This window comes from Microbacterium sp. Leaf161 (assembly GCF_001423645.1).
GTDB classification, from domain to species: Bacteria; Actinomycetota; Actinomycetes; order Actinomycetales; family Microbacteriaceae; genus Microbacterium; species Microbacterium forte.
On sequence record NZ_LMOW01000001.1, the window covers coordinates 1,371,150 to 1,383,287 of the forward strand.

The following is a 12,138-nucleotide window of genomic DNA, read 5'->3' on the forward strand; positions in this document are numbered from 1 at the left end:
CGTGAAGGAGGCGGCACATGGGTGGAGCGATTCTCTGGGGCGTCGTCGCGGCCTCGCCCCTTTTCGTCGGGGCGGTGCTGGCCCTGCTGCGCACCTGGCCGCCGCGCTGGCTCGGCATCGTGTTGGGCTTCGGCGCCGGTGCGCTCATGGCCTCCATCGCGTTCGAGCTGTGGGAGGAGGGTCTTGACCTCGCCGGGCCCATTCCGCTGGTCATCGGCGTCGCGGCCGGCGCGCTGGCGTACTTCCTTGCAGACAGGCTCCTCGATGCGCGAGCCGCGAAGTCGAAGGATCAGGGGGCCGGGGCGCCGCTCGCGCTCGGCGCGCTGCTCGACGGCATCCCCGAGCAGCTCGTACTGGGCATCGGTCTGGCATCCGGCGAGCCGGTGAGCATCGCGCTCGTCGTGGCGATCGTGGTCTCTAACCTGCCGGAGTCGATCGGCTCGGCCGCCGACCTGCTGAAGGGCGGCATGGCCAAGTCGCGCGTGCTGCTGCTCTGGGCCGGCATCTCGGTGATCTGCGCACTCGCGACCGTCGCGGGCTTCGGGCTGGCGAGTGCGACCGGCGACGAGTTCCGTGCGGGTGCGAGCGGCTTCGCGGCCGGTGCGCTGCTCGTGATGCTCGTCGACTCGATGGTTCCCGACGCGCAGGAGAAGGCGAAGCAAGTGACGGGGCTCGCGACGGTGCTCGGCTTCGCGCTCGCCGCCGGGCTGTCGCTCGCGAGCTGAGAGCGGGTCAAGGCTGCCGATGCCGGTGCGGCCGCCCGCCATCCGGCGCGCGACCTGCCTACCGGGACTCAGAACCCGGGGTACTCCTGCAGCTTCTCCTCGAACTCGGCGCGGTCGGCGTCGCTGAGCACTGCGCTCGCGATGACGACCATCTGCAGCCCTTCGAGCGGTTCTCCGGTGCGGGCGTTCTGCGCCTCCCGGGTCTTCAGGAAGTCGCCGGACGGGTCGTTCGAGAGGTCGAAGATGTTCGCGTAGAAGCGCATCGGATCGGGGTAGTTCTCGGTGTAGTACTCCCACGTGTGCTGTTCGCGGGGGTCCTCGCTGCCGTAGAGCTTGGCGATCATCGACGGATCGATTCCCGAGTACTCGCCGTTGAACGAGTACAGCGACGGCAGACCGTGCTCGGCGACGACCTCGTCGATCGTGGCCATGACCTCGAGTTTGAGGCTGTAGTCCTGGATCGGCTCGGTCGTCGCCCAGCCGACGGAGGTGTATTCGATGAGCATCGACTCTCCGCCGTAGCCGTTGCGCTCGGGGCGCAGATCCTCGTCGCCGACCTGCACCCAGTCGTACCCGTATTCGGCGGTGACGCGCTCGCGGATGTCGGCGAACAGGCTGTCGGCCTCGGCCTGCACCTCTTCGAGCGACTGCTGCCGCAGCGCATCCTGCGGGTCCGTGCCCTTGATGCCCGGGTAGGCCTCTTCGTGCTTCTGCTCGTCGGTCTTCATTCCGTCGTAGCTGCCGGAGGCCGAGGTCTGCAGTGCGCCGATGCCGCCCACCGTGGCGACGTTGAAGATCAGGGTGATCGCGAGGGCGACGGCTCCCAGGGTGCGTCCGCGAGCGGTGAACATCGCGCCGATGATGACGGCGACGACCACCAGCTGCAGCGCAAGCATCGTCACACCGTAGAGCGCGTCGGTCGCTCCGATGGCCAGCGTGATGAGCAGGATCAGAGCGAACAGGACGCCGGCGACGAGCGCGACCCAGCCGAACGCGTTCGCCGGCTTCTTCTCCTCCGCCGCGGCCTCGGCGGTGGTCGCCGTGCCCGACATGGCCGGTGCACCCGGATGCTGCACGACGGGACCGGCCTGACGGCGTGCGTTTCGATAGCCGCCGGGTGGCGGCACGGGCGGCGCACCCTCGGAGCCGGCGACGTAGCGCGCCCGCTGCTTCTCGTGATCCATCACCATGGCTTGTCCGTCCCCGAGCCTCCGCCGTCGTCGCCCTGCTGCTGATCGCGCTCCTGCGTGCCCTGCTCCAGCTTCTTCTCGAGTTCTTCGAGCTTCTCCTCCGAGGGCTGCGGCTCCTGCTCCTGCTGCTCCTCCGGGGGCGGCTGCTGCTCGTTCTGCTGCTTCTGCTTCAGACGGTCTTCGAGGTCTTCCTTGCTCTGCTGCATGTCGCGGTCAGGGTCGGACGATTGCTCCTGGGCCTCTTCGCTGTTGCATTCCTCTGGCGTCTCGGTCGTCAGGGTGAGTGCTTCGCCGTAGAACTCGGCGGCTGCTGCACCGTCGCCGTCGGCCCGAGCCGCGTCTCCCATGCGCTCGAGCACCAGTCCCAGGTTGATGCGCACCGTGCACACCTCGAGGCCGGTCGCGAGGTCGAGCGACTCCTCGAGTTTGACCCGCGCCTCCGGCAGCTTCTCGGCACCGGCGAGAGCGGTTCCCACGTTGAACGGCGCCTTGTAGGGCTCGAACCAGTTGAGGAACTCCTGGCCTCGGGCCGATGCCTCGGAACCCGAGTAGTCGTCGGCCACATAGGCGGTGATCGACTGGTGCGCGAACGCGTACATGCTGAGGATCTTGCCGACGAACAGCAGCGCCGCCAGCGCGAGGGGCAGGGTGCCGATCGCGATCCAGCGTCGGATGCTGCGCCGCCGGCGATTCGAGGCGAGCAGCGCAGCGGCGGCCGACGCCTTCAGGTCGTCGGGGCTGACGGGTGGCGTCGCGCCCGCCTGGGTCGACAGATCGGTCATGCGGCACCTCCGCCGGTCGGCTTCTTCCGGCGCGGTGACGCCGACGCCGACGGCGCTCGCAGCAGACGCAGCCGGGCCACGAGCATGCTCGCCCTCGTGAGCTCCACCCCGAGCAGCGCCACGACGACGAGGGCGGCGATCCAGTACAGTTCGGTGACGTTGCCGACCGAACCCGACTCGGCATAGCTGGTGGTGGTCGATGGGGCGGCAGGCAGTGTCAGCTCGGCATCCGCCGTGCGGTGCTGGTACTCGACGCCGAGATCCGAGGCGATCGCCTCGAGGTTCGCCTCGTCGATCACCGACAGGGCGTTCGCCCCCTGATATTCGATGTACTCGCTCGACGAGCCGTCGACGCCGCCGGTGGTGAGCCTCATCGGCCCGCCTTCGGCGGTGCCGTAGCCGAGAACGGCGCCGGCGTCTGTGAGCTTCTCGCTGCCGTCGAACGGCTCGGGCGGCGACGTCACCGTCTGCTCGCCGTCGCCGAAGTAGAACACCATGCGCGAGCGGTCGGGCGAGGTCTCGGCCGCGTTCGACAGCGTGTCGGTGAGCAGCTGGTTGGCGATGCCGATCGAGCTGCCGCGCGACTGGCTCGTCACCTCGGGGCGGAGCACCTCGAGCGATGAGACGAGCGCGGTCGTATCGGTGGTGAGCGGCATGCGCAGATCCGCCGAGGCGTCGAAGGTGATCAGGGCGAAGCGGGCGCCCGGGTACTCGTCGACGATGGCCTGCACGTCGGCGCGGACGCCGTCCAGGCGCGGCTCGTCTCCGTTCCAGTCCTCGGCGACGATGCTCGCAGTCGTATCGACGACGAGCACGATGTCGGTGTCGGTGGCGAGAGTCTCTGTCGCACCCCCGGGGATCCCCGGGCGCAGGAACATGACGAAGCACGCGAGCAGCATGACCAGCCGCATGGCCCACAGGGCCCTGTCGCGTCCCTTGGCCTTCATCAGCGCGATCACGGCGAGAGCGGCCACCGGCGCGCAGAGAAGCGCCAGGAGGAGGACGTTGAGCACAGGCTGGAAGATCACAGTCTCACCCTCCAGAGCACGACGATGAACGAGAGCATCGAGATCATCAGCACGACGATCCAGAGGTTCGGGGCGTCGGTCCAGACGACCTGCGCCTGACCCTGCAGCGCGGACGCCTCCTGCTCCTGCACCTGCGCGACGATGTCGCTCACGGTGGTCGTGTCGCGCAGACCGTAGGCGGCGCCACCCGTGGCTTCGGCGGCCTTCGCGAGCTCCGCGCTGACGTCGGCGTCTTTGCCCTGCACCGGGTTGAGCGCGAACACCCGCACCCCGTTCGAATCGGCGTACGCCGCCGCTTCGTCGAGAGTGACGATCGAGGCGCCGTTGACCTCGTTGTCGGTGGCGAAGATGATCGATCGCGACCGCTCGTCATCGGGGTGGTCGAATGCCATCGCGCACGCGGCCAGACCGTCGCCGATCAGCGAGGCGCCGTTGCCGTTGAGCGTGCCGACCCAGTGCTCGGGGATCGACTCGGTGAACTCGAAGCTCTCGCGGATGCTCTGCAGGTGGTCGCGGATGAACTCGTAGTCATCGGTCAAGGGGAAGATCTGCACGGGCGAGCTGTTGAAGATCGTGAGACCGATGCGTTCGCCCTCGAAATCCTCGAGCAGCTCCTCGAAGACCGTGAGCACCTCGACGTCGACCTCGCTCATCGACCCTGAGACGTCGAGGCACAGCATGATGTCGCGGCTCGTGTTGACGGGCTGGATGGTCTGCGACGCCATCGGGCGCGCCGAGACGACTCCGGCGGCCAGGGTTGCGACCACGCCGATCAGCAGGATGCTCGACAGCGCCAGCACTCGTCGGTTCAGCGCCTGCCGGAAGGTCGGAAGCGCGCGCAGCCGTTCGGCTCGGGCGACACGAGCGCGCTCGTGCGCCTCGGTCTTCGCAGTGCTGCGCAGACCGAGCACGATGCCGAGCGCGATCGCGATCACGACGACGCCGACGGCGACGAGGATGAGCCACCCGTTCGCTAGTGCCATGTGCGCACCACCGTTCTGGCCGCCTCGGCGCCGGCGATCGGATCGATCGCAGGGCCCGGTCGGAAGATGCTCGGATAGTAATGACGGCCCATGGCGTCGACGAGCGCGGGGTGCACTCCGCGAGCGACGAGATCGTCGAGAGCGAGCACCGGCGCCTCGAGGCCGCTGTATTCGTTCACGAACGTGCGCACCACCCGGCTGAGCTCGAGGTTCGCGTTGCGGGCCGAGAGCGTGCGTGCGCGGTAGTCGTCTTCGATGCGCTGGATGCGGTCGAAGTACTCGACCCTCAGCTGCGAGAGCACGTCGGTCGTGAGCAGAGTCGGTCCCTGTGCGTCGCGCGTCAGCGTGAGGTCGCGCCGCGGACGCGTCAGGGCGACGATCAGCCACGCCGCCGCGATCAGCAGCAGCAGGATTCCGAAGGCGAGGAGGAGCCAACCCCAGCCGTATTGGAACGGCGGGTAGAGCTCATCAGAGCCGGGCATTCGACCTCCGATTCAGCAGCTGCAGCAGCTGCGAGACGGCGTCATCCTGACCTGCCAGAGCGCTGTGGCTGATCTCCATGCGCTTGAGCAGCTCTGCCAGACGCGTGGCGTCGGCCTCGGTCTGCGCTGCGAGCTCGCGGATGATGTCGGGGTCGCCCTGCACGAAGTCGGGCACCTCCCACATGCTGTCGACATCGCTGCGGATGGTGCCCGTCGCGTGGTCGAGCACGGGGTCGGCGTCGCTCACGGTCAGCCACAGCACGTCGTGCTGCACGCGCAGTCGGCGCAGCATCCGCTCGGTCTCCGACGTGACCGGCGCCTCGTCGGTGATGACGACGACGATCATGCGCCGCGAGATCGTGCGGGTCACGTAAGACAGGAGCGCGTCTCGGTCGCTCGATGCCGTGCTCGAATCGATCGACTGATCGATCGTGCGCAGGGCATGCTCGAGCGCGCCCTCGCTGCGACCCGGTGCGCGACGGCGGATGCGATCGGAGTCGCCGTAGACGAGCGAGAAGTCGTCGCCGTGCCGAAGTGCGAGCACGCCGAGCACGCCGGTGGCGAGGATCGCGAGGTCCTTCTTCGACTTCTCGTCGTGCGCGAGCGCGGCCATCGAGCGTCCGGTGTCGACCACGAACAGGATCGTGTGCATCCGCATCGCGCGGTGCCGCTTGACCAGTGGGGTGCCCAGTCGTGCCGTGGCGCGCCAGTCGATGTCGCGCACCTGATCGCCGTACTCGTACTTGCGCAGGTCCTCGAAGTCGAGGCTGCGGCCGTGCAGCAGCGACGCGTAGGCGCCGTCGAGCGCGTGCAGCGACTTGCGCGACGAGTGGATGAAGAGCTTGCTCTTCACCTGGGCGATCAGGCTGGCCATGGCGAGGTCAGGGCGTGGGCACTGCGGCGAAGATCTGGTCGATGATCTCTTCGCTGCGGATGCCGTCTGCGTCGGCCTCGAAGGTCAGCAGCACACGGTGGCGCAGCACGAGGTGGCGCAGCGAGCGGATGTCCTCCGGGATCACGTGGCCGCGTCCGTTCAGCAGCGCCAGAGCGCGGGATGCCTGCAGGAACGCGATGCTCGCACGAGGGCTCGCGCCGTACTTGATGAAGCGGGCACGCTCTTCGCCGATGTACGGCGCGGGGTTTCGGGTCACGTACGCGATCGAGACGATGTAGTTGCGGATGGCCGGGTCGACGTAGATGCGGCTCGCGACGTCCTGCAGCATGTGCACGTCGTCGAGGCTGATCGCGCTCGAGACGTGGCGGTCGGGGTCGAGCACCCCCGAGTCGATGCGCCCGAGGATCTCGAACTCCTCGGCTGGGCTCGGGTACTCGACGATCTCCTTCAGCAGGAAGCGGTCCATCTGCGCCTCGGGCAGCTCGTAGGTGCCCTCCTGCTCGATCGGGTTCTGCGTCGCGATCACGAGGAACGGCTTGGGCAGGTGGTGCACCTCGCCGCCGATCGTGGTCTGGTGCTCCTGCATGGCCTCGAGCATGGCGCTCTGGGTCTTGGCGCTCGAGCGGTTGATCTCGTCGAGCAGCACGAAGTTCGCGTGCACCGGTCCGAGCACGGTGCGGAACGATCCGGTCGCCGCGTCGTAGATCTGGTTGCCGGTGATGTCGCTGGGCAGCAGGTCGGGGGTGCACTGGATGCGCTTGAACTGCGCCCTGACCGTGTCGGCGAGTGTGCTCGCCGCGGTCGTCTTCGCGAGCCCCGGGACACTCTCGAGCAGGATGTGGCCGCCCGCGATCAGCGAGATCAGCAGGCTCATCCGCAGGCGCTCCTGGCCGACCATCTTGGCCGAGTACGCGTCTGACACGGTCTTGAGCACGGCACTTGCGCGCTGAAGCTCAGCCTCGGAAGGGGCCTCGGACTTCTTGCTCGCAGACGTCGACGCGGCAGGAGCTGCCGGAGCGGATGCTGCGGCGTCGCGGGTCGCAGGAGCGGGTGGAGCCGGTGGGGCTGCCTGGGCGGAGGGCGCCGGAGGCGGAGGCGGCGTCGAACCTGCAGAGGGGCCGGGCGCGTAGGGCTCGTTCATCGGTATGTCTCCTCGTTCCCACGGGGGACGCGTAGACGACCCCCGTCGACCAGCGTAACCGCATCCGATCTCGCCGCTTCGGCCCGGGCACGGATGCAGGTCGAGATCACGGATGCATGCTCAGAACGGCCCGTGCGGCATGCATCCGTGATCCCGGCCCGCAGGTGTCGGCGGGGGCGCGAGCCCGAGCGTAGATCGGCAGGTGCGATGAGCCCGTGGCCGGCTGAACGGTCGATCCTCGGCCCGGTGCTCGCCGAATTCACACCTGAGGGTGGAGCTCGGCAGACCTGGCCCTCCTGCGGCCGACCCACACCACGAAGCAGGCGACGCCGATGATGGCGATGGCGATGCCGATGATGTAGCCCGCGACGCCGAGATAGCCGCCGGGCACGATGTGCGGGTTGAGGAACGGATACGGGTACCACCAGGTCTCGCCGGTGGCGGGGGCGATGATGAAGTTCGCGCGGATCATCGTGTAGACGACCCAAACGATCGGGAAGAGGGCGGCGATGGCGACCGTGCGCCAGCGCAGCGCGCGGCGACGCGGGGCGAACAGCAGGTCGGCGAGCAGGAAGAGCGGGAAGACGACATGCAGCACCTCGTTCGACCAGGGGACCGTGGAGCCCTGCGGCAGTTCGACCCCTCGAAGCAGCGTGTTGTAGACGATGCCGGTGACGATCATGTAGGTGCTGACGCAGACCAGGAGGACCGCCAGCCAGGTGGGCTCCAGTTCGGTGTCTCTGCGATGGCGGAGCGCCCAGATCGCGGCGACGATCAGCACGATCGCCGCGAGCAGGTTCGACAGGATCGTGAAGAAGCTGAAGAAGTTCGCGGCGACAGTCGGCAGGTGCTGACCCCACTCGGTGGTGGTTGCGAGAGCATTCTCGAGGCTGCGCGCGAGCTGCGCGATGATCGCCGCGAGTGCGAGCGCCGCCGCTGCGAGGCGTGCGTAGGGCCACCAGGTCGTCATTTCGCCTCCGCGCACACTTTATCGGTCAGGATGCGTGTCGACGCTAGGTCGATATGTCGGTATGTCGTCGCTGAGCCCGCGGGCCGATGGGAGTGCGGTGCGTGGACGGGGCAAGATGTGGGTGACGTGCGGTGCGTGGTCAAAAGGGCATCGGATGGTCGCGTTCAAGGTGCTTTTCTGGCCACCCACGGGCACAGCGCTCGATGACCGGTTTCGGAGAGAGATCACGCACCGGACGAACGCCGACGGTCAGGCCGTGCGGCGGCCCCACCGCATCCGGGTCACGAGCACTCCGAGCAGGCACAGCGCGCCGCCGACGAACATGAGCAGGGTCGGCACCTCGCCGAGGATCGCCCACGACAGGAGGATCGCGATCGCCGGCACGACGTAGGTGGTCGCGGAGGTCTGGCCAGCGGTGCTGCGCTGCAGCACGTACGCCCACGTGGTGAAGGCGATCGCCGTCGGGAAGATGCCGAGATACACGACCCACAGCGTCGAGCCGAGCGGAGCCGTCTGCAGCGCGCCGATCAGGCTGCCCACCCAGGGGAGCAGCGCGACGGTGCCGGCGGCGGCGCCGAGGAAGGTCAATGTCGTCGCGTCGGTGCCGGCGCTGAGCAGGCGCTTCTGCAGCAGGGTGCATCCCGCGTACATCACGGCGGCGAGCAGCGCGAGCAGCAATCCGGTGATGTCGGGGCCCTCGCTCGTCGACGAGTTCATGCCGATCAGCACGACCCCGAGGAACGCGATCGGCGCCCCGATGATGAGGGGCTTGGGAAAACCTTCCCGCAGGAAGAGCCCGCTGAAGACCACGACCATGAGCGGCGCGAGGTTGACCACCATCGCCGCGGTGCCCGCGTCGAGCGTGCGCTCGGCGGCGTTCAGGGCCAGGTTGTAGACGCAGAACCAGCCGACCCCCCACACTGCGACGAGCCACCAGTGCCGGCGTTCGGGCAGACGGATGCCGTGGCGCACCGCGATGATCGCGAGCACCGCGGTGCCCACGGCCATGCGCAGCAGCGCCAGCGCGCCGGGATCGAAGTGCGGCCCTGCGCCGCGGATGCCGATGAACGCCGACGCCCACAGCACCACCGTCACCAGAGCGGCGACGAGCACGAGCGGGCCCTGGGTTCGAGGCTTCGCTGTGGTCAGGCTGTCGTCGCGGATCGCGCGAACGGTCTTCGGCATCCTTCGATCCTGGCACCGGCCACCGACATCGGCGATGCGCGCGAGCGACAGCATCCGATGCTTTTCCGCCAGTCCTCCGTCGAGTCCGCCGGCGCCGCTTCGGCAGTCCATCTGCAGGATGGGAGCACGGATGCAGGACGACGTCCGGGCTCTCGTCCTGCATCCGTGAATCGCTCCTGCAGATGCACGGCCGAGGACGGGATCCGCCGGCAGCGACGCATCGCCGCTCCGCAGCCCGGGGGGTCGGCGAACGACCTTCGATAGGATGGAGCCGCCCGAAGAGGGCCAGCTCATCAGCCGGTGCAAACCCGGCGAAAGCAAGGGGGATACCCATGCCAGGAATCGTTATCGTCGGCGTCCAGTGGGGCGATGAAGGCAAGGGCAAGGCCACCGACCTGCTCGGCGAGCGCACCGACTGGGTCGTCAAGTTCAACGGCGGCAACAACGCGGGCCACACCGTCGTGGTCGGCAACGAGAAGTACGCGCTGCACCTGCTGCCCTCGGGCATCCTGTCGCCAGGGGTGACCCCGGTGATCGGAAACGGCGTCGTGATCGACCTCGAGGTGCTCTTCAGCGAGCTCGAGGCGCTCGGCGGCCGCGGCATCGACGTCTCGCGCCTCAAGGTGAGCGCCAACGCGCACCTGATCACCCAGTACCACCGCACGCTCGACAAGGTCACCGAGCGGTTCCTCGGCAAGCGCATGATCGGCACGACCGGCCGCGGCATCGGTCCGGCCTACGCCGACAAGATCAACCGCGTCGGAATCCGCGTGCAGGACCTCTTCGACGAGAACATCCTGCGTCAGAAGGTCGAGGGCGCCCTCGACCAGAAGAATCACCTGCTGGTGAAGATCTTCAACCGTCGAGCGATCACCGCGGACGAGATCGTCGAAGACCTGCTGTCGTATGCCGAGCGCCTGCGGCCCATGGTCGCCGACACCGGATACCTGCTCGACGAGGCTCTGCGCCGCGGCGAGGTCGTCGTGTTCGAGGGCGGCCAGGCCACGATGCTCGACGTCGACCACGGCACCTATCCGTTCGTCACGTCGTCGTCGGCCACCGCCGGTGGAGCATCGACCGGCTCGGGCATCGGACCCGGCGCTCTCGACCGCATCGTCGGCATCGTCAAGGCCTACACGACCCGCGTCGGCTCGGGCCCGTTCCCGACCGAACTGTTCGACGAGCAGGGCGAATGGCTGCGCTCGCGCGGCTTCGAGTTCGGCACCACCACCGGCCGGCCGCGCCGCGTCGGCTGGTACGACGCCCCGATCACGCGCTACGCGACCCGGGTCAACGGCATCACCGATCTCGTGCTCACCAAGCTCGACATCCTGACCGGGCTCGAGCAGATCCCGGTGTGCGTCGCCTACGACGTCGACGGTCGGCGCTTCGACGAGGTGCCGGTCAACCAGACCGACTTCCACCACGCGACGCCCGTGCTCGAGTACTTCCCCGGCTGGAGCGAGGACATCTCGACCGCGCGCACCTTCGACGACCTGCCGAAGAACGCGCAGGACTACGTGATCGCACTCGAGGGCATGAGCAACACGCGCATCTCGGTCATCGGTGTGGGCCCCGAGCGCGACCAGGTCATCGTGCGCCACGACCTGCTCGACTGAGCGCCCCGTGACACGCTTCTGGCTCGGCGGGTACGGCCCCGCGATGGACGGCTCCGCCGAGGGCATCGGCCTGCTCGCCGGTGACGAGAGTGCGCCGACAGCGCTCGAGTACCGCGGTGCGGTCACCCGCACCTCCTCGCCCTCGTGGCTGGCGCAGCATCCGTCCCTCGATGTCGTCTATGCGGCGCTCGAGGGGGATGCCGGTGTGCAGGCGTTCGGCCGCAGCGGCGAGTCGGCTCTGCGGCCGCTCGGCGAGCCGGTCGCCGCGGGCGACGGCGTGTGCCACGTGGCGGTGTCGTCGAGCGGATCGTTCCTCATCGCGAGCTGCTACGGCGACGGGCGAGTCGTGCGCATCGGCATCGACGCGCAGGGACAGCTGGTGCCGGATGCCGTGAACAAGGCCGCCGAGCTGCGCGCGGCACTCCTCGGCGAACAGCTCGAGGAGACGGCGCCGGCCGGCGTGGCCGCCGCGGCATCCGATCCGTACTCCGGAGAACTGACCGCCACCGGCGATGCGCGCTCCTCGCATGCGCATTCCGCGGCCTTCCTCGCGGACGGGCGCATCGCGACGACCGACCTCGGTTTCGACCTCGTGCGCATCTGGCGTCCGATCGCCGGAGGCCTCGTGCTCGATCACGAGGTCGTGCTGCCCCTCGGCACCGGTCCGCGCCACATGGTCGCGCACCCCAGCGGCCACCTGCACGTGGTGACCGAGTACTCGTGCGAGGTGTTCACGCTCGCCGCAGGACGCGACGGCACGTGGGCGGTCGTGTCGTCGGTGCTCGCGAGCCCCGTCGCCGAGATCGGCGTGGACTTCCCCGCCGAGCTCGCCCGCACCCGCGACGCTCGGTTCCTCTATACGGCCCTGCGCGGCAGCAACACGATCGCCGCGCTGCGCGTCCGCGGCGGAGGCGAAGCGCTCGAGGCGATCGCGCTCGCCGACTCGGGGGTCGACTGGCCGCGCCACCACCTCGTGCACGAGGGCAAGCTGCTCGTCGCTGGGCAGCGCTCCGACACCGTCGCACTGATCGACCTCGACGAGCGCACAGGGGCACCGCTCGACATCCGGCACATCGCGCAGGCTCCGGCGCCCACGCACATCCTGCCGGTGCGCTGAGGCGGTCGCAGGCCGCAGCTT

Annotated in this window: 12 protein-coding genes; 3 read left to right on the top strand and 9 right to left on the bottom strand. The window is 68.7% G+C overall.

All coding sequences use genetic code 11. The annotated features are described in order from the left end of the window. The first annotated feature begins 17 nt into the window (after positions 1-17). A complete protein-coding gene (locus ASF87_RS06750; RefSeq protein WP_056375125.1) occupies positions 18-725 on the top strand; it encodes a ZIP family metal transporter in 708 nt (235 codons plus the stop codon). Between the two features lie 68 nt (positions 726-793). On the opposite strand, the gene ASF87_RS06755 is transcribed toward ASF87_RS06750, so the two are convergent. From ASF87_RS06755 to ASF87_RS06795, 9 genes are all read right to left on the bottom strand, one after another. Then, positions 794-1,915 (bottom strand): hypothetical protein, encoded by a 1,122-nt coding sequence (locus tag ASF87_RS06755; protein ID WP_056375127.1) that lies wholly within the window; start codon positions 1,913-1,915, stop codon positions 794-796. Further along, positions 1,909-2,697 carry a hypothetical protein gene (locus ASF87_RS06760; protein WP_056375129.1) on the bottom strand — a complete coding sequence of 263 codons (789 nt, stop codon included), beginning with the start codon at positions 2,695-2,697 and terminating at the stop codon, positions 1,909-1,911. The genes ASF87_RS06755 and ASF87_RS06760 overlap by 7 nt, the downstream gene beginning before the upstream one ends. Continuing rightward, positions 2,694-3,725 carry a vWA domain-containing protein gene (locus tag ASF87_RS06765; RefSeq protein ID WP_056375131.1) on the bottom strand — a complete coding sequence of 344 codons (1,032 nt, stop codon included), beginning with the start codon at positions 3,723-3,725 and terminating at the stop codon, positions 2,694-2,696. Before ASF87_RS06765 ends, ASF87_RS06760 begins: the two co-directional genes overlap by 4 nt. Beyond that, positions 3,722-4,708: a vWA domain-containing protein gene (locus ASF87_RS06770; protein WP_056375133.1), complete on the bottom strand. Its 987-nt coding sequence runs from the start codon at positions 4,706-4,708 to the stop codon at positions 3,722-3,724. Before ASF87_RS06770 ends, ASF87_RS06765 begins: the two co-directional genes overlap by 4 nt. Continuing rightward, positions 4,699-5,190 carry a hypothetical protein gene (locus tag ASF87_RS06775; RefSeq protein ID WP_056375135.1) on the bottom strand — a complete coding sequence of 164 codons (492 nt, stop codon included), beginning with the start codon at positions 5,188-5,190 and terminating at the stop codon, positions 4,699-4,701. Before ASF87_RS06775 ends, ASF87_RS06770 begins: the two co-directional genes overlap by 10 nt. Continuing rightward, entirely contained in the window at positions 5,177-6,064 is an 888-nt protein-coding gene (locus ASF87_RS06780; RefSeq protein ID WP_056375137.1) for a DUF58 domain-containing protein, read from the bottom strand. The genes ASF87_RS06775 and ASF87_RS06780 overlap by 14 nt, the downstream gene beginning before the upstream one ends. 7 nt (positions 6,065-6,071) lie before the next feature. Further along, positions 6,072-7,226, bottom strand: coding sequence for an AAA family ATPase (locus tag ASF87_RS06785; protein WP_235558890.1), 1,155 nt, complete (start codon positions 7,224-7,226; stop codon positions 6,072-6,074). Positions 7,227-7,485: 259 nt separating this feature from the next. Continuing rightward, the gene (locus tag ASF87_RS06790; RefSeq protein ID WP_056375141.1) at positions 7,486-8,196 is read right to left on the bottom strand and encodes a Pr6Pr family membrane protein; all 711 of its coding nucleotides are present in this window, start codon (positions 8,194-8,196) and stop codon (positions 7,486-7,488) included. Between the two features lie 249 nt (positions 8,197-8,445). Further along, the gene (locus ASF87_RS06795; protein ID WP_056376379.1) at positions 8,446-9,381 is read right to left on the bottom strand and encodes a DMT family transporter; all 936 of its coding nucleotides are present in this window, start codon (positions 9,379-9,381) and stop codon (positions 8,446-8,448) included. Positions 9,382-9,713: 332 nt separating this feature from the next. Here ASF87_RS06795 and ASF87_RS06800 point away from each other — a divergent pair, with 332 nt between their 5' ends. Together ASF87_RS06800 and ASF87_RS06805 are read left to right on the top strand one after the other, a co-directional pair. Continuing rightward, positions 9,714-11,000 (top strand): adenylosuccinate synthase, encoded by a 1,287-nt coding sequence (locus ASF87_RS06800; protein WP_042540385.1) that lies wholly within the window; start codon positions 9,714-9,716, stop codon positions 10,998-11,000. Positions 11,001-11,007: 7 nt separating this feature from the next. Then, a complete protein-coding gene (locus ASF87_RS06805; protein ID WP_056375143.1) occupies positions 11,008-12,117 on the top strand; it encodes a lactonase family protein in 1,110 nt (369 codons plus the stop codon). The last annotated feature ends 21 nt before the right edge of the window (positions 12,118-12,138 follow it).